This window comes from Shimazuella sp. NTD247 (genome assembly GCF_059510415.1).
Map to the genome: position 1 here is coordinate 538,568 of NZ_JCAJZU010000001.1, position 20,675 is coordinate 559,242.

Consider the following 20,675-nt stretch of genomic DNA (forward strand, 5'->3'; position numbering starts at 1 on the left):
CCATAACTAAGGAACAACGATCTGAAGGGGGATTGAATAACAACTTAAAATAGGAAGACTGGATGAGAATATCACAGGGGAATTTTGTATTATTTCTGGTTATCGAAAAAATTTTTTCATAGCAGCGGCCACAGATACAATAGGTTGCAATGTATCCGTGGCCAATGGCAGGGGAGAATCCCTCTCACTACAAGCGCTTGTCGAGACCGGTCGAGCCCTTGTAGATGTTGCGCGGTTTGTTCGAGAACTTCCTCTGAGGCCGCTTCACCCAGAGGATGACGGCCAGGATCAGCAGAAGTACGAACAGCCAGAAGAAGACGCCGACCGTGTTCATCTCGCCATGGTGCCAGATATAGAAGTGATGGACGTGAACAGTGCCACCGCTCCAACGGCTCCTACCGGTTCGGAACTTGGTGCGACCACCCACACGGGCGAGGACATCCGTAGCAGCGAGTGCAAGACTCATGATTCCCTCTGTCAAAAAATAGGTTGATGTACCTTAACAATAATTATAGTAAATGGAAAAGCATAAAGAAACAAAAAAAGAGAGTATATACTCTCTTTTTTTACCATCCAACTTGTTGTGCGCTCCATTGCCAGAATCGACGAGCTAAATCAGCATCCATTGCCGTTTCATTTAATTTTTTGATTTTTTTCTTATAGAAGTATTCACCAGACGTCTCTGTTACTTCCGAGCTAGTCGCTAAATAAATCGCCGTCTGTGCTCCTTCTAGCGGGCTGAGAAAGAACGGACGAAGGAGAAAGTGTATTCCTTTTCCAAAACCAGTGTCACGGTCTACCCCCATACTTGTTGAAACAGCTCCAGGATGAAGGCAGTTGACTGTAATATTTGTATCTTTTAAACGATTGCTCAGCTCTTTTGTAAATAATATATTTGCTAGTTTCGATCTGCCATAACCTTTAAAAATGGAAAATTTCTTTTCCATATGCATATCGTTAAAGTCTATACTTCCTTGTTTGTATGCCTCAGAAGAAACTACCACGATTCTTCCTTGCTCTGAACGTTTCAATGCTTCTAATAAGAGATTGGTAAGCAGAAAATGTCCTAAATGATTGACACCTAGCATCGATTCAAATCCATCTTCGGTAATTTTCCGTTTAGTCGTTATAACTCCTGCGTTGTTGATTAGTATATCCAAAGCGTTGTGTTTCACTAAGAAATGTTTGGAAAATTCACGTATACTTGTTAACGATCCTAAATCAAGAGACATAATCTCTACTTTATCTGAACCGCTTTGTTGGCGTACTTCTTCTAAAGCACGGTCTCCTCGCTCTTTGTTTCGACATGCCATTATGATCTGATATCCTTCTTTTGCTAAAGCAATGGATGTTGCTAGTCCCATACCTGTGTTTGCACCAGTAATGAGTACACGTTTTGAGGTATTCATATAAACACTCCTTTGCTTGTGTAGCATTACAACTACTAGTTTAGCAAAGGATGAGAGATATACAAATACAATATAAATATTCTTCTAATTTTGATACAAGTGACTGTGAGGTTATTTTTTCGTATGAAACCCTAAAGAAATTTTTCAATCCAAAAAAAGGGAAGTAGAAAGAAGTCTAAAGATGCAAAAGTAGCCCAATGAATTATTCTTTTTGAATTGTGGGTACGATCACGATTAACTTGATGATTTAAGGACGCAAAAAAAGAATGTAACTCTTTTGTTGACAATTAAGATCATTTTGTCTATTATACCGATACACTAAATTACTAGTACTAATAGATTAGGGACGAAAAATGAGATGAAAATGCATGAATAGCAAACCATTACTGTTGATCATTGGATCAGGGCCAGGTATAAGCATTTCAGGTTATTCTCGTTTTCCGAACTCAAGAATCTCTGAAACGTTACACGAAAGAACTACAGGAACGAAATATTGAAGCTTATGGTGTTATCGCAAATGCATCTGACTCAGGGTCGCTGAAAAAAACTTTTAAACATATCAATTTGAATCACGGAGCACCTGATGTTCTTGTATATAATGTAGCGAATATTGTTCCAGGAGATGCCCTTTCATTAACAGAACAACAATTAATAGATGACTTGAAAGTGAATATAGCAGGTGCATTAACGAGTGCTCAGCAAGTTATTCCTGAAATGATCAAACGCAAACAGGGAACTCTTTTCTTTACAGGAGGAACCATTGCTCTTGAGCCGAATCCGGAATATGCCTCGTTATCGATAGGTAAATCTGGAATTCGATCACTCGCTCTTTCTTTGGCAGATACATTATCTCCATATGGAATTTATGTAGGACAGGTTTTGATTGCTGATCATGTACAGCAAGGAACTTTTTACGATCCAGATCATATTGCGGACGTTTTTTGGGATGCACATATAAAAAAGAATCAGAAAGAAATTATTTTCAAAGAAAAATAATCAATATTACCTTGATAAGCCTTCTTTGAAAATGAAGCTGCATCTGAAATTGATCTCATCTCTTTTAATACTTTTACAAATCAATTGAATACAATATGTTACCTGAAAAACAACCTTTGTTATTCAAGCAAAAGTTGTTTTTTTTACTAATGGTTGGGATCTAGATCTTGATCTTTCAGGGTGTACGATGCATCATTTGATGCTAGTTGTAAATGGTTTGGATATTCAAGAGGTTACCGTTTGGGATTTTAGCAAAATATGTCATCGATCGATTTACCAAAAAGCGAGAGATAAGGGAACACAGAGGGGAAATTAGAAAAATTTAATACATTGAAATGTGGTCTGATTGCTGAAGTAATAATTTTAACTTTCTGCGATATGGATAAGATTCTGATGTTAATTAGAAAAGCCAAAGGACTTTTATGACTCAAGAAAGTTTCTTTGGCTTTTCGTAATAACGGATAAGGAATTCTCGGAACTGTGTACTTGATTTGGAAAGATATTTATCTTTCAACCAAACAAGTTGAAAGGTTCGATTGAAATCAGGGTGTTTAATAGGGATAAGTTTAATATCTGATCGAGTAGCATCTTCGGTTAAAAATGCAATCCCAATTTCTTTTTGGACAAAACTGCTAATGGCAGATAATTCTTCTACCTCACATATCGTCTGAATCTGCAGACCAGCATTTCGGCATAATTTATCCGTAATTTGACGGAAATGATTTCGATTTGGCAAGCTGATAAAGTTTTCTTGCGACAACTCTCGAAGGTTTATGCTTGTCCGATTTGCTAATGGATGAGATTTAGAAACTGCTAAATAGATTTGTTCGGTTACAAATGGGTAACTTTCTAAATTTTTATGTTTTATAGGCAAAGAAGTGATATAAAAATCAATTTCTCTGTTTTGTAATAATGTTTGATTTTGTTCTTCTGAATGAGTCTGTTTGATAAATAGGTTATTGTTTGGAAAAAGAGTTAAGAAGGAGCTGACTAATTCAGCATCACATTGATGATCGGTTGACGATAAAGTAACTCTTCCTTTTTCTAATTCAGCTTGATCTGCTATTTGTTTTTTTCCTTCTTCTAAAGCATTTAAAGCGATTTCGACTTGTTGTAGAAATATTTGGCCATATTCATTTAATTGAATTTGGCGCTTTTTTCGGTCGAATAAAGGCGCTCCTAGATCGCGTTCTAATCTAGCAATTGTTTTACTCAAAGCTGGTTGTGCTATGTGCAGTTCTTCAGCAGCTCTTGTCAGATGACCAATCCTTGCGACTTTCCGAAAGTACTCCAGTTGTAGCAACTCCATTTTATCACTCCATTCATATATCTAAAGGTATGAATACATATAAAAATATATATTTTTATTTATCATACAATCGAATTAATATAAAAGCAACAACGTTGTTGCTTTTCGAGTTGAAGATATAAAAAAGGGGATAACAGCATGAAAAATATAGGAATTTATTTATTAGCAATTGGAACTTTCCTGACCGGGACATCAGAAATGGTTGTAGCAGGAATTGTAAATATGATCGCAAAAGATCTACACGTTTCGATTGCTTTAGCAGGGCAATTGGTTACTGCATTCTCTCTGTCGTTTGCAATAGGCACTCCGATCATTGTAGTATCGACATCATCATGGGACAGAAGAAAAGTATTGCTGGGCGCACTTAGCGTGTTTCTTGTAGGAAATCTGATATCTATCATATCACTTCCATTTTCTTTCCTTCTGATTAGCAGAATCATATTGGGCGCAAGTGCTGGAGTATTTATTGTTGTAGCGATGAGTGTAGCTGCCAAATTAGTGGATTCAGATAGAATTGGAAATGCAGTTAGTACTGTATCGCTAGGTTTCGGTGCTGCACTTGTTGCAGGTGTACCATTAGGAGTTGTGTTCAGTAGTTGGTTTGGTTGGAGGTCGATCTTCGTTCTGCTCGCTTTACTTAGTTTTTTCATTATGATTCTGTTAAGTCGTTTTATTCCTGCTTTGCAAGGAGAAAAAGCAATTCCTATTACACAACAATTTTCTATTCTAAAAGATAGGAAAATCTCTGGAGGTTTACTAATATTCTTTTTCTTAATCACCGGTTATGGACTAAGCTATACATTTTTAACTCCATTTCTGCAAGAGATCGTACATCTATCTATGCCAGCAATAAGTTTGAGTATGCTTTTATTTGGGATATTTTCTATAGTCGGTACTCGATTTGGCGGGTATGGTGCGGATAAATGGGGAACTTCCAAAACCGTTACATTAAGTATACTAATACATGTAATGTTTTTAATTTTATTACCATTAGTAACGAATTCTACATTACTGACTTTATTCATAACTGCATTATGGGTGGGAGTTGCAAATGTTACTATTCCTGCTTTGCAAACTTACTTTATTCAACAAGCGCCACAGTCTTCTGATCTTGCTTTGAGTGCAAGTACCTCTATTGCGCAATTCGGACTAGCTACAGGATCAGGTATTGGGGGTTTCCTTATCAGTTTATCGGATACCACTTATTATAATCCATGGATTAGTGCAATTATCGTGATCATTGCATTTGTTACATCCTGTGTATTATTTTCCCAATCAAAAAAAATGCTTGCAGAATGAGGTTTTAAAAGGTGCGTACCCGAGGATAAAACCAAAAGAACTGACTAATGTCAGTTCTTTTGTGCTATGTTTTCTATTTGTAAAAATTCGTAAATATATGCCCCTGATTTTGAAGTCTTTGACACTTTTAACATAGCTTTTGCAACTGTATTTACATGATTTGGCTTATATTGTTTAAGGGGACCTCGAAGAAGAAGTTTACTTATTGGTGTTATAAGCGATTCCCCAACTCGAGATTCTCTTCTGTCTCCTAAAAGGAGGGATGGACGATAAATATGAAGAGAAGGGATATCCAATTTTTTCAGAGATTGTTCCATCTGACCTTTGACTCTATTGTAATAAAATATAGAATCCGGGTTGGCACCCATGGAACTGACTACATGAAAGGTGGATTGGTGCTCAGCAGTTAATTTTCCAGCTTCATAAACGTAATCATGATCCACTTTATAAAAAGCATCTCTAGTTTTCGCTTTTTTGATGGTAGTACCAATACAACAAAAAATATGATCTGTTTGAAATATATGTTTATAACGAGCAAGATTATCAAAATCAATAAGATGCTCCGTTAATTTTACATGTTTCCAGTTTGATGTGTTTCTTACTAGGATATGTACTTGATCAAATGTTATGTCGTCCAAGAGCAAGTGCAACAACGTAGAGCCTACTAATCCACTCGCTCCTAAAATAAGTGCTTTTGCAACCATAACTAAACAATCTCACGTATTAAGCTAACCACTTTTCCCAGAATAGTCACTTGTGGTAATCGCAGAGGTTCCAGCCGGTCATTTTCTGGTTGGAGACGGACATGATCACCTTCTTTAAAAAACCGCTTGACTGTAGCTTCTCCTTCACCAGTCATTGCTACCACAATTTCACCATTATCCGCGGTATGCTGTTGACGGACAACAACATAGTCTCCATCCATAATACCTGCATTTATCATACTATCCCCTTGGACTGACAGTAGGAAAGTAGTTTGGTCATCACCAGCAATACGAGTAGGGAGAGGGAAGTAATCTTCAATATTCTCTACTGCTGTAATTGGTTCTCCAGCAGTAACTTTCCCTACCAGCGGAACCATTACCGTATCTTTTTTATGCATGTTAGAATTCTGATCTAGTATTTCTATTGCTCTTGGTTTGGTGGGATCACGACGAATGTAACCTTTTTTTTCTAATCGATTCAGATGACCATGAACAGTAGAGCTAGAAGCTAATCCAACAGCTTCACCAATTTCTCTGACAGAAGGGGGATAACCTTTGTCATATACTTCCTTTTGGATGTAGCTTAAGATAGCCTGTTGTCTCTCTGAAAGTTTATTGTTTTTCACACTCTCATCTCCTTTTCTCCCGAAAAATTCCGAACTTTTAAGACTCGGTCTGTATCATTATAACGAAACAAAATGGAAAAATCAAACGGTTGTTCTACAGAATATCTGCTTGTATATTTACGAGCTTATCGAGAGCATCATCTTTTTCAGTGTTAATCACATGGGTGTATATTTGTGTTGTTTGAATGCTTGAATGGCCTAGTATTTCTTGTACGACCCGTAAATTTTCTCCATTAGACAAGAGCATCGTCGCAAGTGTATGTCGCAATTTATGCGGAGATATATTGGCAGCTTTCGGTGGTAAATTTGCTTCTTTTACATATTTGGATATCAGTTCCGAAATGCCCTTTCGACTCAATCGACTGAGATTTTTATTTAAAAACAAAGCAGAATCAGAAGTTTCCGGACGATTTTGTAAATATAAGTTCATTGCTCGAACAACGACTGAATTTAATTTTAACATCCGTTCTTTTCCACCCTTACCCATAATAATTATTCGCAATGAATCTCCAGCTTTTTGTAAACTATTTATATTAAGATTAACTAACTCAGAAACTCGCATTCCTGTATTTAAAAGTAAAAGAAGAATTGAAAAATCCCTTTGCTTTAACCAAGAAATCGATGTTTTTTTGTTATGATATGTCTGTACAGCTTGAAGTAATCTTGTTACTTCTTCCATTGTTAAAAAAACGGGAACTTTGTGTTTGGATCTCGTTTTCAAGCTAGCATCTTCGTATGCTTGCATAGGATCTTTTTCAATGACTTGCGCAGTAACCATATATCGAAAAAGCGATCGGAGGGATGCGCGTTTCCTTTGTTTTCCGCTTCTTGTGTTTTCGCGGAAGTGTTTTCTCGTAATCCATTGGCCATTCGAGTTTTGCAAATAGATCGTACGTTCGTATCCGTTTTCTATGTATCGGAAAAAGCGTTTGATAGTTTTAGCGTCAAGGTCATCAATCGTTTTTTCATTCTCCTGAAGGTATCGAAAAAACAAGGAAAAATCATATGCATAATTTGCAATGGTCAAGGGAGATCTTTCCGCACTAATCATCTCTAAGAAAAAATCCTGAACATCTTCCGGAAAATCACCAATAAGTCGATTGATATTGGCTGGCAGTTTCCTAGAATAAAACAATGTATTTCCTCCTTTCTAATAGATAACGTATATTCATATAGTTTATCGGATAGACGGAGATATCTGCAAATGATAATAGAAAATGAAATGCAGGATACAGTTCTTCATTTTATATATTCTTATAAGCTCAATAGGAGTAGTTTTATCTATTTCGGAAATAACACGAAAGGGTACATCGTTACGATTGATTGACTCACGTTAAGACGATTACATAAGCGATATAATCGGGAAACTCCAATTTTTGTTTCTTTGATCTTGTACTAAAAATTAAACAGCCAGCTTTACGACTGGCTGTTTTTAACATTTTATATGTCTGACCACGTTCGTCGGTGGGGCTCTTGGGCATGAATTACTCCTGATCCTAGGAATCTCTATTAATAATACTATTTTCAATATACTTTTGTGTGAATTGAAAGGCAAATAGAGATGTTTAAATTACAATACCTTATTTAGATGACCATCGATGTTTGTTTAAAAACTTATCTAGACATCAACAATTAATCACAAATATGCTTGAACAACATCCGTGTTTTGGGGGAATTCACAGAAATCGCTAAACAACGGGAGTGAAAAAAGAGAGATGGAATAGCAACAACCAACAAAGATGCTGCTATTCCATCTCTCTATACGTTTATATGTCTGAAATGGATTGCTAACTTTTGTAAAGATTGTAGCCTTCTGCAATTTCTATCAGTCGTTTATTTATACCATCTGAGCTTATTTTTCCACCATGATAACAAATCACAGACCGAACATCATAACAAATAATATTTTCTATCGATTTTATTGCTTGTTCCGTATCAAAGGTAACCAGTGGGGGAGAGAGGTAGAGATTATTATCATCGATTATTAAGGCATCCCCTGCAATGAGTGTTTTACTTTCCTTATGATAAAGACTAATATGCCCAATGGTATGACCAGGTGTATTAATCACAACGATACCGCCTAAATAAGGAAGAATCTCACTGGCTTCTACGATAGCATCCACTTTAGCCTTAGGTGGATTTTTCAGCCTATGTTCGAATGATTTTTTCCACTGCTCTGGAACATCCGGCGGTACTGATTGTAATGCTGCTTTGATAGCTTCGTCAGTTAATTTTTGGAGACGCTTCTCTCCTTGGATGTATGGCTTTTCCAAAGGGGATGAAAGTACCTTTATAGATGGGAAGTGTTGTAGTAATTCTGGTAGATTTCCAATATGGTCAATGTCTTGATGGGTGAGTATAATTTGATCAATTTCTGTAAATGAGGTATCTGTCTTTTCTAAAGCTTGCATTAGCAAAGTCAATTGCCCTGGATATCCAGTGTCTATCAAAATATTTTTATCATGATCTTTTAAAAGAGTAGGGTAAATCGTATCTGTTTTTCCCATCATTGTAGACGTTAATTCTAAAACATGAATGCCTAACGGTTTCATAGTAAATCCCCCATGTAAATAATGAATGATAGAACCTATTTTACATGGATGGTTATATATTGTCAATAAATTAATATTTTATCACATTATTTATGTTTTGTCAAGGATTACTTTTAAATAAATAAGCACCCTTTGAAAGGATGCTTATTTTGCCTTATCATTAGAAACGATTTTTTCACATTCTTCGGAGCAAAAATGCTGGTACTCCGCTTGGCAAGTAGGGCAGACGATATGTTGTCGGTGACAAAAATCATTCGCGCAATTGATATAGGTTTCAGCAGGTTGGTTGCAATGGTAGCATTTCCCTATTATGGTTGGATCTACTTGATTGATCGGAATAGAGATGCGCTCATCAAAGACATAACATTTCCCATCAAATAACTCGCCTTTGACTTCTGGATCTTTTCCATAAGTCACAATTCCACCATCTAGTTGGGAAACATCTTCAAATCCTTCCGAAATGAGATAGCTAGTCAATTTTTCGCAACGAATTCCACCTGTACAGTAAGTAATAATTTTTTTATCTTTGTGTTCACTCAGGTTATTCCGAACCCATTCTGGAAACTCGCGAGTTGTATTAACTTTTGGTCGGATCGCTCCGCGGAAGTGACCTAAATCATATTCAAATTCATTTCGTCCATCGATTACAATGACGTCTTCCTGATTTAAATGATCACGAAATTCTTTTGGAGAGAGGTGAGTCCCTGTTATTGCACTAGGATCGACTTCTTGTTCCAATCTCCATGTAACCACTTCTTTTCGAGGTCTAACAGACAATTTTTTGAAAGCATGTCCATCATGAGGATCGATTTTAAATATCATATCTTGGAACAGGGGGAGACTGTGCATATATTCCATGTATTTTTCTGTATCTTCCACAGAACCTGAAACTGTTCCGTTAATCCCTTCGTATGCAATCAGTACTCTTCCTTTGAGGTTCAGTTCTTTACAAAAAGCTAGATGCTCTTTTGCAAACACTTCATAATCCTCGATATGGACATATTTATAATATAATAGCACTTGGTAATGAGGAGTATTAATCGTAGTGCTCATAATTTTCTTCCTTTCCGAACAGATAAACACCAAATATTTTACCATAAACCCAAAGAGAAATCATCTTATATTCTTATTACTAATTTTTGTATTTTTTACGTGCATTAATAGAATGAATTTTTGTATAATAAAACAGATGATATATGATCATCTGTTAAGTTTAAATCCGACTTAGGGAGGTGGATGATATGATTCGTTCCAAATGTCCCAAAACCGGAAAAGACGAATGCAATTGTGACTAGTAAACACAACAATATACGATGCAAATCAACAACCTTAGCGTAGACTAAGGTTGTTTTTATTTTAAATATTTTTGAATTGGATTTTTTTAAAAAACAAACCAAATACAGGAAGGTTTGTCGGCGGTGTTTCCATGGTCAATTTGGTTATTTTCTCTACAACGTTACAAAATGTTAATTTTGTAACGTTGTTTGGAGTTATACAAAGGTCATATTTTAGCTGCCTATAGAGATGATCTTACCATTTCATCTCTATAGAAAAAGTTAACTATAGTATTGAGAAATAAAAAGAAATTCTATACAATTCATTCGAACACCGAAACACCTTTAAACGTATTTTTCTCTACAATCGGTGAACGGGAGTTATATTTTTTCAAAAAAACCAAAAAAATCCATCTTCTATTTTCCGTTTTAAGGGCGTTTAATTCAACAAAGCAATAGGATGATATCCAAAAATGAAAAATCCCCTTATTCCCTTCTAAAATCTATTTTAAGCACCTATCTGCAATTCCAGAACATATATCCGTATAAAATGAGAATATCATCTAATTGATAGATGAAAACCTAGACATTTTGTCTAGGTTAATTGGTTAAGTATTTTTTATAGCGTTTAGCTGATGCTTTTATTCTTTCTTTTGCATTCTCCCATATGAATCTTTCTCTAAATGCTCCATGTATACGATCAAATTCATATGATTCGATTGTAGTGACAATTCTTTTAATTGTATTATATGATAACGGTATATTGTTTGGATAACTATACATGAAACTGAGGAAATGTCTATCTGGGTTAACTTGGATAATATCTCCGGTTAACAAGCTGCCCCTGCCTTCAGCTCCTTGTTTCCATAATAATACAGTACCACCCTCAAAATGTCCGCCCAAGTGAATAAGTTCGACTTCAGGAGTCAATTGCATCATATTTCCTTCCCACAAAACAATGGAATCATCAGGTCTCATGATCCATTGTTCATCTGAAGCATGAATATAAATAGGTACTTGAAAAGCATTCGCCCATTCCACCATGGTAGAATAATAATGAGGATGCGATATTGCTATGGCTTCTAGACCACCTAATTCATTTACTTTTTCTAAAATATCATCATCAATAAATGGTATACAATCCCAAAGAATATTCCCTTTTTCTCCTGGAACTAATAGAGCTCGCTGTCCAATCGCAAATGGCTGGTTTAGCCCTAATCCCCATAAACCGGACTCTTCTTCAAACGGTTCTACTTTAAACCCATTTTCTTTCATATGTGAAAGTGTGGTCCAACTTTGACCATCCCATCTGACATATTGCCGCTCATCTTCACAAATGAGGCATTTTTGTGGTTCTGCGGCCGTTTCAGCATACTGGGTTCCACATTGTTCGCAAAGAAATTTCGGCATGGAGATCACCCTTTGGTAATTGTTTTTATATGTTAACTGTATTGTAACATTTAGATCTTGCTCTGTAATCTACAATCATTTTCCAATCATTGTTTAGTTAATAGGTAAATTTTATTTCTTGTCGAATCTTATTTAAGAAAAAACTCGAGGAGGATGATCATGACTATATGGATAATCACTTTTTTTATAATACTCATAGCTGTTTTTATCGGCTATATAACCTATCGAAATAAAAATGATTTAACATCGATGAACGGAATGATGATTGCTATGGCCCTAGCAATGATGACATCACTGACCATTGGGATGGTTTTGTCTACTGAGTTCTTATCGGATCCAACCTTACTAACTATTTATGCAATAATAGTTGGAGTAGTATTTGGTTATATTACTGGTTATCCATTTGGCGTATTAGCTCAATTAGATGGTGTTTTAGCCGGAATTATGGGCGGGTTAATGGGACCCATGACTGGGCTGATGATTTCCAATCGTAATCCAAGCGTATTTATTGGCTTTTTCACTATTTTATACGTCATTGTTATCATACTTGTATATCAACTTATACAAAAAACTGCTAAAACAATGACCCACAAACAATCAAAGACACCATTTTTTCTATTTGTAACTTTGTGTATTGTTCTAATCATATTTTCTCTTTTGGAAACGAATTCGCCTCATCCTTCTCAAGCAGATTCACAAAAACAACTCGTTCAAAAAAAACAAAGTCAAGAAATAACCATTGCAGTAACAGAAAATGGCTATTCCCCTGATCAAATCACTCTAAAAAAAGATGTACCTGCAAAGATCCATTTTCAAAAAAAAATATCCTCTGGATGTCTAACCTATTTAGTTGTTCCCGATTTGAAAATTCGACGAAAATTAGAACTAGGAGATAACCTTATATACTTTACACCAAAAAAATCAGGAACCATTCATTATACTTGTGGTATGGGTATGTATCATGGCTCCCTACTCATACAATAAAAAATGGCTATGAATAAATCGAAATATTAAAAAATAGAATTTTATAAAAAGTTTGTTAATAACATACACTATATGGTAAAATCTAACTACGCTTGGTGATCTTATCTATTATTTGAGTGAGGTGTGTTTGATAATGGTACAAGTGTTCTTGCGTGTGTTTGGAGTGGTCTTTTTATTGTTAGGAATAGGAGGATTTTTCTTGCCAGCTTCTGGTCCTGTTCATGAATTTTTACATTTGACCCCACCACACAACATTGTTCATTTAGTTTCCGGAGTTTTATTTTTAGCAGTTAGCGGAAGTTTCCAATGGAGCAAAGTAGTTTCTATCGTTTTTGGTGTTGTGTATGGTGCAGTAGCAATCTATGGACTTTTTACATCTGACATTTTCGGACTAATTGCTGTTACCCCTACTATTGAAATTGTACATTTTGTTGTAGCTGCGCTTGCATTATTTGTAGGTTTAAAATCCGCACAACCAGTTGCAAGTTCACAATCAGAATCAGCGTAAACAAAAAAATATTGAAAAAAATGCCAGTGATAAAACTGGCATTTTTTTATGTGTAAATCTTTTGTTATTCCCAAAATTGACAAAGAAATGATTTACAATCATTTTCAGAATCGTATATACTTTGTTTGTAAATAATTACAACATTAGGAGTTGAATGGATGAAAATTAATTGGCTTTCTGCTGGAATTACTACTTGTTTAGCTGTTACGATGGCACTTTCCTCTGTATCAGGTTCTGCAATTGCGAAAGAAAAACTGGAGGTTCGCTATCATCCAATTTATAAAACTGCTTCATTTATTGAAGATAATTGGACTCCTTCCAATAAACAAATTGCATCTGAAGAAATGATTTGGAACTATCTATATGCTCGTAGAAATTTCCTTCAATTTCAAGATCAGCCCCAAAATCACTTCCGATTAAAAGATAAAACAACAGATTCACTCGGTATGACACATTATCGTTTGCAAGAAATTTATCAAGGTGTCCCTGTATACGGCTCAGAACAAACTGTCCATTCCAATCAAAAAGGAATCTTTACTGCCTTTATGGGACAGGTAATTCCCAATATTAAATTACCAGTTTTTCATAAAAATAATTATCTTTCACAGCAAAAAGCCATATCCATTGTAAAACAACAAACTAAAAACCCATCTACCTATCTTTACCAACCGAAAGCAGAATTGGTCGTACTCCCCTATCATAAAAAATATGTATACGCATATGTGGTGAAAATTGCTTATCTATCCCCTCAGCCCACTATTTGGCAATATTATATTGATGCCAAAAATGGGAAAGTACTTGATAAACTGAACATTCTCCAAGAGTTAACAGGCCATGGAAAAGGAGTAAAAGGGGATGAGAAAAAGTTTGAAATAAGCAAAAACGGAAACTTATATTATCTTAATGGGCCAACGCGTAAAATATCAACCTATGATTCAGAGCATCAAAGTGAAAACTCCCCAGTTATTACTGGGAAATTAGTCTCTAGTAAAACTACTGCATTTTCTGATCCTTCTTCTGTAGATGCGCATGCATATGCAGAAACCACATATGATTTTTATAAAAAAGCATTCAATCGTAACAGCTTCGATGGAAAAGGAAGCCCAATTAAATCCTATGTACATGTAGGTGAAAAATGGAACAATGCTGCATGGGATGGAGAAAAAATGATTTATGGTGACGGAGACGGGAAAACCTTTATTTCTCTCGCAGGAGGTTTGGATGTTATTGCACATGAACTTACTCATGCCGTTACACAATACACCGCAAATCTCGAATACCGAGACGAACCTGGTGCTTTAAACGAATCTTTATCAGATATTATGGGTGTTATGGTCGATGATGATGACTGGTTATTAGGAGAAGATGTTTATACCCCAAATAAACCTGGTGATGCACTTCGATCCATGTCCGATCCCACCAAATACAACCAACCAGATAATTATAATGATCGTTACATTGGATGGCAAGATAATGGTGGAGTTCATATTAACAGTGGAATTAACAACAAAGCTGCTTACTTAATAGCTGCGGGTGGAAAGCAAGATGGAGTAACTGTTGATGGAATCGGAAGAGTAAAAACAAGAGAAATTTATTACCGTGCACTCACCAAATACTTAACTGCTAATTCTCAATTCATCGATATGCGGGAAGCTGCTGTTCAATCTGCAAAAGATCTATATGGAGCAAATTCAAAAGAAGTTACCACTGTAAAACATGCATACAAGGCTGTTGGAGTCATTGGTATTGAATAATAAAAAACAAGAGACTTGTTCTCTTGTTTTTTATTATTCTCTATCTAGGGATGTAGGTCAATTTTTTGGAATTCAACCTGGGATTAAAAATGACTTCTAGTCACATATGAACAACTTCAAATTTGATTTATAGAAAATAACCACCCATAAATAAAATCTCACTTCAATAGGTGACTCATGTCCTCTCTTCATTTATCCATTATTGAAAGAAGGTGAAAGTTTGACTATCCCCATGAGTGCTTCTTGTTGTTAGTGTTAGACTTGATGATTGGTTCTTTGGTGCAAGCTTATCCATTTAGCTTGTTGAGTATATGTCAAAACTCATCATTCATTGGGTTAAGTCTCTCGCTTTTCTTTTTTATTTCACTCTTCCTCAGCTAACGCGATGGCATCAATCTCAATCATGGCATCAGGTGAATAAAGTGAAGAGACTTCGACAATTGTATCTGCAGGATAAGGTTGTGACCACCATTTGCGTCGAAGTTCTACGATTTTTTCAAAATGAGACATCGAAGTAAGATAGATCGTTACTTTAATAACACGAGCAAGGCTTGATCCAGCAGCTTTTAATACACGATCCAAGTTGCGAAATGTTTGTTCTGCTTGTTTATCAAAATCACCAATACCAACAAGATTGCCATCATCTCCAATAGCAGCTTGACCGGATACAAAAATGAAGTCATTGGCTTTGATCCCCTGTGAGATAAGAAATGGAGCATAAGGATCTGGTTGTGTGTGTACTTGTTTGAGAGACATAAAAGTCATCCTTTCGAGATTTAAAATGTCGTTTTGCTCTTTAAAGCATTACTATCATATGAAAATGGGATTTTCTCTTATAATAATTCGAAATTTTTGATTTTCGCATCTGGGGTAAATGTCTTTTCAGGATCAAACTCTGCTAGTAATTCCCCATTTTTTACTTTATTCACCCAATCACTATTCGCAAGGGCCCCTCGACCAAGTGTAATAATATCTGCTCCCCCTTTTTTAATCATGCTTTCTGCTTTTTTTGGATCATGAAGACTGCCGTTCGAAATAACAGGTAATTGACTATATTTCTTCGCTAATGCAGCCAAAGTAGGTCCATTTTCAATAGTTGAATCTGTTTCATTTGTTCCCTCTCCTCTAGAAAAGGCAGGTTGCCATGCTTCAAACTCTGTTACATGAATATAATCTAATCCTGCTTGTGATAAATGGCTAAAAATGATTTCTGCATCTTCTTCTTTATCAGCCCACTTATGGAAGTAGTCATTTACTTTTCCTTGTGAAATTCGAATTCCTACTGTAAATAATTGCCCTACTGCTTCGCCGAACAGCCTTAGATACTTCAACTAATAAACGGACTCTATTTTCTGTAGAACCTCCATACTCATCAGTTCTTTCATTGGTATAATCTGTTAAAAATTGATCAAGGATATAACCATTAGCTCCATGAATTTCAACACCATCAAACCCTGCTTCTTTGGCACGTTGGGCAGATTTTGCAAATCCTTTTATGATTTCAGCTATATCTTCTTTTGATGCCTCTAGCGGTACCGAAAAAGGACCATCACCCCCATAAAATTTCATTTGGTTTCCTTTCGGTTGTACTACTGATGGTCCAATTGTTTTTTTCATAAAACGATTACCTTGTGAAATGGCACCTGCATGCATTAATTGAATAAAGATTTTTTTCCTCTCTTGATGCAAAGAATCAGTTATTTTTTTCCATGCTTGTGCTTGCTCATTATTGATTATTCCTGGCTGATTAAAATATCCTTGACTGTATTTATCATCACAATATACACCTTCTGTAATAATGAGTTCAAAGCCACCGCGGGCAAATTTTGTGTAGTAGGATAACATGTCATCAGTGGCTAAACCATCTGGCGTTGCGCTCGTGCGCGTCATTGGAGCAACACCTACCCGATTGCCTAAAGTAATTCTACCTAGTTTTACTGTTTCAAATAGATTTATGTTATTCATAATATACATTTCATCTTTTCCTTTTCGTTAACAAAATTTTATTTGCAACCTTCATTGGCGAAACAATAGGAGCCTCTATATACTTTCAAATATTTGGATAAATTGATTATTTCCAAATGCTCTTTTTGAATAATCACTCCTTCAGACTTCAAATGTTTCATTAGCATTCATTCAACTTCTATATCTTTGTCTTCTATGACCTACTTCCTGTTTGCATTAGCTGGTATTTTACTTGTTTTTAGTCGGAAATGAGCTCAAATGTTAAGTCATATGATTTCCTCCAGATGTGGTATATAAGAAGAAACAGATGAATGTATGCTGCTTCTAAAAGGATTGTATTCCAATTGAGATATACTATAAAATGATTAATAATGATTAACGTATCAAAAAAAACGATATCTAAAAAAGTAGGGATTTCTTTGGAGTTAATGGATCTAAAAGTAATCAAGACAATTGTAGAAGAAGGTAGCATCTCAAGGGCTGCGAGTAAACTGGATTATGTACAATCAAATATCACTGCACGTGTTCAAAAACTCGAATCGGAACTAGGGGTTCAATTATTTAATAGACATCCAAAAGGGGTTACACCAACTGAAAAAGGCCATCTATTAAGTGAGTATGCACGCAATATTCTCCAGATGACGCAAGAAGCTGTTATGATCGTGAAAGAACCAAATTACCCAAGTGGTGAGTTGAAAGTGGGTGTAGTTGAAACTGTTACTTCTTCTCAACTATTCATTCAGGGACTTACTAATTTTCAACGACAGTATCCTGAGGTTACTATTTCTTTGGTAGCTGGAACTTCTTTAAAAAATTATGAGCGATTAATAAATCGTGAGTTAGATGGAGCATTTTGTACTGGAGACCTGGGTTTCTCTAAGTTGGAAGTTGAACTGTTAATCGAAGATACTGTAGTACTCCTCACAGGAAATAAGGAAGCCAAAACGTTTAAGTTCAAAAATGCTCCATCTGCAACTTGGATTGTATTTCCGAAAGGGTGTCCTTTTAGAACTGTTATAGAAGAATGGGTTCATCAAGACAGAGAGGAAAAAATAAATATAATTGAAGTCAGCACTACTGAAACCATGCTAAATTGTGTTAGATCAGGTTTGGGATATGCACTATTGCCTAATTCGACTCTTATCGAAGATGATACAATATGTATACATGACATCCCGAAACAGTACCGATATGCAACTACTAGATTAATTCGCCGTTCAGAGAAATTTCCCAGTAAAGCACTTATAGCATTTACCCAATGTTTGAAAGAAGTGGGTTTTTCCTGAGAAGTTCTTTCTGGAGAAAAATAGAAAAAATGCAAACATCAAAAAAGCGTTTCATATCGATGATGAACGCTTTTTTTGATGTTTGTTTTCATGGTTATTGCTTTTCTAAAAATCAAGAAAAATCGCCTTTGTTTAAGTGATTATATTTGTTAGAGCATTATTGGTTAGTCCTCAAAAGGTGAAAGATCATCCACCAGATCTGATTAAAAACGCTATGCGTTGCCGATTTTTCATGTTTTAAACAAGCTAGCAGGTCAAATTCCGGCATCAAGATTTATCTCAACTGGAGATACGTTTGTCGAGTCTGTTGGGCAACGGCTGCCGCGATAGCCACTGGCAATAATCCCTTTCTACTGCATCGTACTTCACGTTATAGATTCTCGCCTCTACCATTAGATTTACTGGATAAATAGGATCGAAGATATCAGCATTATTAAAGCTAGTAGATAATAATATTGGTATAAATTTGTCTTACTAAATTTATAAAATCGCCCATTAGCCACAAAAAAAGATAAGAGTCTATGAACAGAAGAATCAATAATACATTAAAAATGGAAACTTTGACTCTTCACAAATAATATAAATATGAGTATAATAATTATTGTCATAATAATTGCTATGACAATAATCTAAAATAGAGAGATGATTACTATGCAATTGCATGATCCACTTGAATTTCTTTTAAACTCTACCAGTCGAAATTTCATTTATTTAAAGGAACACGTTCTAAAACCATACAAAATCACACACGAGCAATGGGCTCTCCTTTACCAATTGTATGGACAAAATGGAATGACTCAGAAAGATTTAGCAAAACGAGCAAAAAAAGATCAACCAAATGTAACTCGAATCTTAGATCATTTGGAAAAAAAGAAATGGATTCGACGCGAAAAAAAGGAGAATGATCGAAGATCCTATCTCATTTTTCTGACAGAAGAAGGTCACTTATTATACGAAAAAATTCAACCCATCAATGAAAAAGTAACCCATTTAGCCTTTCAACAATTCTCCTTGGAAGAAGAACAGTTATTTAAAGTGTTATTAAAAAAAATTAACAGCAATATAGAAAACTATTTTTTAAATAAGTCTAAAACAGATTCGAGTAGGTATCATCATGAATAAAAAAATCATCTATCTAGTTTCATTTGTTGCTTTTTTGGGACCTTTAACTCAATCGATTTACGCCCCATTACTATCAGATATTCAAAATCACTATCATACGAACGAATATATGATTAATGCAACCATCTCCATTTTCACACTATTTCTAGCTATCATGCAGGTGATTTATGGTCCACTAATCGATTTGCGTGGTAGGCGAATCATTCTCATACCTGGTATCACCATTTATATTTTAGCCAGTATTGGTACAGCTTTAGCTTCTTCCATTTACTTGCTGTTATTTTTTCGAGCTTTGCAGGCGATAGGGATTGCAGCTGGTTCCGTCGTGGCTACCACTGTGATTGGTGATCTGTATAAAGGAAAAGTACGTGGTAAAGCAATGGGGATTTTTCAAATGCTTGTTGCGTTGGGTTCAGCGATAGGTCCTGCTATCGGAGGATTTGTAGGACAATATTTTGGGTTTGAGTGGGTGTTTTGGATACTCGCAGTAGCAGGTTGTATATTAGGAATAGCGAATTTTGCTTTTTTACCTGAAACAAAGGAAGAGACAGGAATTAGAGAACGTTTTCAACTTCGTAATTTATCGCAAATTTTGATAAATCGGACAGGATCTGTTGTGATTATCCTTGGTTTTGTTCAATACTTTTCATTTTATCAATTTTTGATATTTCTACCTAAGATTCTTTCGACTACCTATCATCTATCCACGACACAAAGTGGTTTTGTGTTCCTCTCGCTCTCCCTATTTGTGGTAGTCGGAAGCTTGATTGGAGGACGAATTCAAGTATATTTTGAATATCATAAGATTTTACTTTGCTCCACTTTACTAAATATGATCTCCATTTTTCTATTTGTTGCGATTTTTGACCTATCCATCTCATTCTTGATAATTAGTATTGCTTTATTTGGTTTTTGTCTGGGAATCTCTTTACCCATTCAAACAACCATTTTAGCGGATGAGTTTGAGCGGAATCGAGGTACTGCGGTGGGAATTTATAACTTAGTCCGGTATTTGGGGATGGCTTCTGGACCAATTGCAGGCGCATATCTTACACACAAGGGAAACAACATGGAATTTATTGTTTCGGGAACAATCTTTATGCTGGTTTTTCTATATGGTGCATTGCAATTTAATCACGTACTTAGAGAAAACATTCATAAACGATAGACGATTTCCATCATATGGTTTCGTTGCCCCCAGTCGCCAGATGCTGGTTCTACCCAATGAGATTATCTCCATACATTATAAAGGACTTATGTTCTTGAAAACTTAATCTATATACGCCAGAAGAGAGGAATTATCGAGTAATTCAATCGTAATATGCAAAATATTTTTATATCACATATACCCAGTGAATTCAAAATGCTCTACCATGCTCGCTAGGAAAAATAAAGGAGATATTTTTATGAGAAACGAATCACTGATCGTACAAACCACTCTTGGTATGCTACAAGGTATTTGGGTCTTTTAGGGGTA

19 protein-coding genes and 1 pseudogene are annotated in these 20,675 nt (G+C 35.6%); 8 read left to right on the forward strand and 12 right to left on the reverse strand.

Annotation, left to right across the window (positions count from 1 at the left end; genetic code table 11):
* Positions 1-187: 187 nt before the first annotated feature.
* Positions 188-466 carry a hypothetical protein gene (locus AC5WOC_RS02635; RefSeq protein WP_496053830.1) on the reverse strand — a complete coding sequence of 93 codons (279 nt, stop codon included), beginning with the start codon at positions 464-466 and terminating at the stop codon, positions 188-190.
* Between the two features lie 100 nt (positions 467-566).
* Positions 567-1,409 (reverse strand): SDR family oxidoreductase, encoded by an 843-nt coding sequence (locus AC5WOC_RS02640; RefSeq protein ID WP_496053831.1) that lies wholly within the window; start codon positions 1,407-1,409, stop codon positions 567-569.
* Positions 1,410-1,865: 456 nt separating this feature from the next.
* Between AC5WOC_RS02640 and AC5WOC_RS02645 the strand changes: the two genes are divergently transcribed.
* The gene (locus AC5WOC_RS02645) at positions 1,866-2,405 is read left to right on the forward strand and encodes an SDR family NAD(P)-dependent oxidoreductase (protein ID WP_496054158.1); all 540 of its coding nucleotides are present in this window, start codon (positions 1,866-1,868) and stop codon (positions 2,403-2,405) included.
* A gap of 427 nt (positions 2,406-2,832) precedes the next feature.
* Here the strand turns inward: AC5WOC_RS02645 and AC5WOC_RS02650 are convergent, their stop codons facing one another.
* Positions 2,833-3,714, reverse strand: coding sequence for a LysR family transcriptional regulator (locus tag AC5WOC_RS02650; protein ID WP_496053832.1), 882 nt, complete (start codon positions 3,712-3,714; stop codon positions 2,833-2,835).
* A 138-nt stretch (positions 3,715-3,852) separates the two neighbouring features.
* Between AC5WOC_RS02650 and AC5WOC_RS02655 the strand changes: the two genes are divergently transcribed.
* The gene (locus tag AC5WOC_RS02655; protein ID WP_496053833.1) at positions 3,853-5,013 is read left to right on the forward strand and encodes an MFS transporter; all 1,161 of its coding nucleotides are present in this window, start codon (positions 3,853-3,855) and stop codon (positions 5,011-5,013) included.
* Positions 5,014-5,063: 50 nt separating this feature from the next.
* Here the strand turns inward: AC5WOC_RS02655 and AC5WOC_RS02660 are convergent, their stop codons facing one another.
* The 7 genes from AC5WOC_RS02660 to AC5WOC_RS02690 all read right to left on the reverse strand — a co-directional run bounded on the left by AC5WOC_RS02660 (position 5,064) and on the right by AC5WOC_RS02690 (position 11,579).
* Complete coding sequence (locus tag AC5WOC_RS02660) at positions 5,064-5,717, reverse strand: NAD-dependent epimerase/dehydratase family protein (RefSeq protein ID WP_496053834.1); 654 nt, start codon at positions 5,715-5,717, stop codon at positions 5,064-5,066.
* Positions 5,718-5,719: 2 nt separating this feature from the next.
* Positions 5,720-6,343, reverse strand: a complete 624-nt coding sequence (gene lexA, locus AC5WOC_RS02665) for a transcriptional repressor LexA (protein ID WP_496053835.1) — start codon at positions 6,341-6,343, stop codon at positions 5,720-5,722.
* Between the two features lie 94 nt (positions 6,344-6,437).
* Positions 6,438-7,478 carry a tyrosine-type recombinase/integrase gene (locus tag AC5WOC_RS02670; RefSeq protein ID WP_496053836.1) on the reverse strand — a complete coding sequence of 347 codons (1,041 nt, stop codon included), beginning with the start codon at positions 7,476-7,478 and terminating at the stop codon, positions 6,438-6,440.
* Positions 7,479-7,671: 193 nt separating this feature from the next.
* On the reverse strand, positions 7,672-7,824 hold the full coding sequence (locus tag AC5WOC_RS02675; protein WP_496053837.1) for a hypothetical protein: 153 nt from the start codon (positions 7,822-7,824) through the stop codon (positions 7,672-7,674).
* 306 nt (positions 7,825-8,130) lie between these two features.
* Positions 8,131-8,895 (reverse strand): MBL fold metallo-hydrolase, encoded by a 765-nt coding sequence (locus AC5WOC_RS02680; RefSeq protein WP_496053838.1) that lies wholly within the window; start codon positions 8,893-8,895, stop codon positions 8,131-8,133.
* A gap of 144 nt (positions 8,896-9,039) precedes the next feature.
* Positions 9,040-9,948: an oxygen-dependent tRNA uridine(34) hydroxylase TrhO gene (gene trhO, locus AC5WOC_RS02685; protein ID WP_496053839.1), complete on the reverse strand. Its 909-nt coding sequence runs from the start codon at positions 9,946-9,948 to the stop codon at positions 9,040-9,042.
* Between the two features lie 821 nt (positions 9,949-10,769).
* Positions 10,770-11,579: an MBL fold metallo-hydrolase gene (locus AC5WOC_RS02690; protein ID WP_496053840.1), complete on the reverse strand. Its 810-nt coding sequence runs from the start codon at positions 11,577-11,579 to the stop codon at positions 10,770-10,772.
* 159 nt (positions 11,580-11,738) lie between these two features.
* Between AC5WOC_RS02690 and AC5WOC_RS02695 the strand changes: the two genes are divergently transcribed.
* The 3 genes from AC5WOC_RS02695 (at position 11,739) to AC5WOC_RS02705 (ending at position 14,825) form a co-directional block, all read left to right on the forward strand.
* The gene (locus AC5WOC_RS02695) at positions 11,739-12,563 is read left to right on the forward strand and encodes a cupredoxin domain-containing protein (RefSeq protein WP_496053841.1); all 825 of its coding nucleotides are present in this window, start codon (positions 11,739-11,741) and stop codon (positions 12,561-12,563) included.
* A gap of 133 nt (positions 12,564-12,696) precedes the next feature.
* The gene (locus AC5WOC_RS02700; RefSeq protein ID WP_496053842.1) at positions 12,697-13,071 is read left to right on the forward strand and encodes a DUF4383 domain-containing protein; all 375 of its coding nucleotides are present in this window, start codon (positions 12,697-12,699) and stop codon (positions 13,069-13,071) included.
* A 158-nt stretch (positions 13,072-13,229) separates the two neighbouring features.
* Complete coding sequence (locus tag AC5WOC_RS02705; protein WP_496053843.1) at positions 13,230-14,825, forward strand: M4 family metallopeptidase; 1,596 nt, start codon at positions 13,230-13,232, stop codon at positions 14,823-14,825.
* Between the two features lie 363 nt (positions 14,826-15,188).
* On the opposite strand, the gene AC5WOC_RS02710 is transcribed toward AC5WOC_RS02705, so the two are convergent.
* Positions 15,189-15,581 (reverse strand): RidA family protein, encoded by a 393-nt coding sequence (locus tag AC5WOC_RS02710; protein WP_496053844.1) that lies wholly within the window; start codon positions 15,579-15,581, stop codon positions 15,189-15,191.
* A 77-nt stretch (positions 15,582-15,658) separates the two neighbouring features.
* Positions 15,659-16,790, reverse strand: a pseudogene (locus AC5WOC_RS02715) (NADH:flavin oxidoreductase).
* Between the two features lie 371 nt (positions 16,791-17,161).
* On the opposite strand from AC5WOC_RS02715, the gene AC5WOC_RS02720 reads away from it, so the two are divergent.
* The 3 genes from AC5WOC_RS02720 (at position 17,162) to AC5WOC_RS02730 (ending at position 20,366) form a co-directional block, all read left to right on the forward strand.
* Positions 17,162-18,076 (forward strand): LysR family transcriptional regulator, encoded by a 915-nt coding sequence (locus tag AC5WOC_RS02720; RefSeq protein ID WP_496053845.1) that lies wholly within the window; start codon positions 17,162-17,164, stop codon positions 18,074-18,076.
* A 651-nt stretch (positions 18,077-18,727) separates the two neighbouring features.
* Positions 18,728-19,198, forward strand: a complete 471-nt coding sequence (locus tag AC5WOC_RS02725; protein WP_496053846.1) for a MarR family winged helix-turn-helix transcriptional regulator — start codon at positions 18,728-18,730, stop codon at positions 19,196-19,198.
* Positions 19,191-20,366 (forward strand): MFS transporter, encoded by a 1,176-nt coding sequence (locus tag AC5WOC_RS02730; protein ID WP_496053847.1) that lies wholly within the window; start codon positions 19,191-19,193, stop codon positions 20,364-20,366. Before AC5WOC_RS02725 ends, AC5WOC_RS02730 begins: the two co-directional genes overlap by 8 nt.
* Positions 20,367-20,675 lie beyond the last annotated feature (309 nt).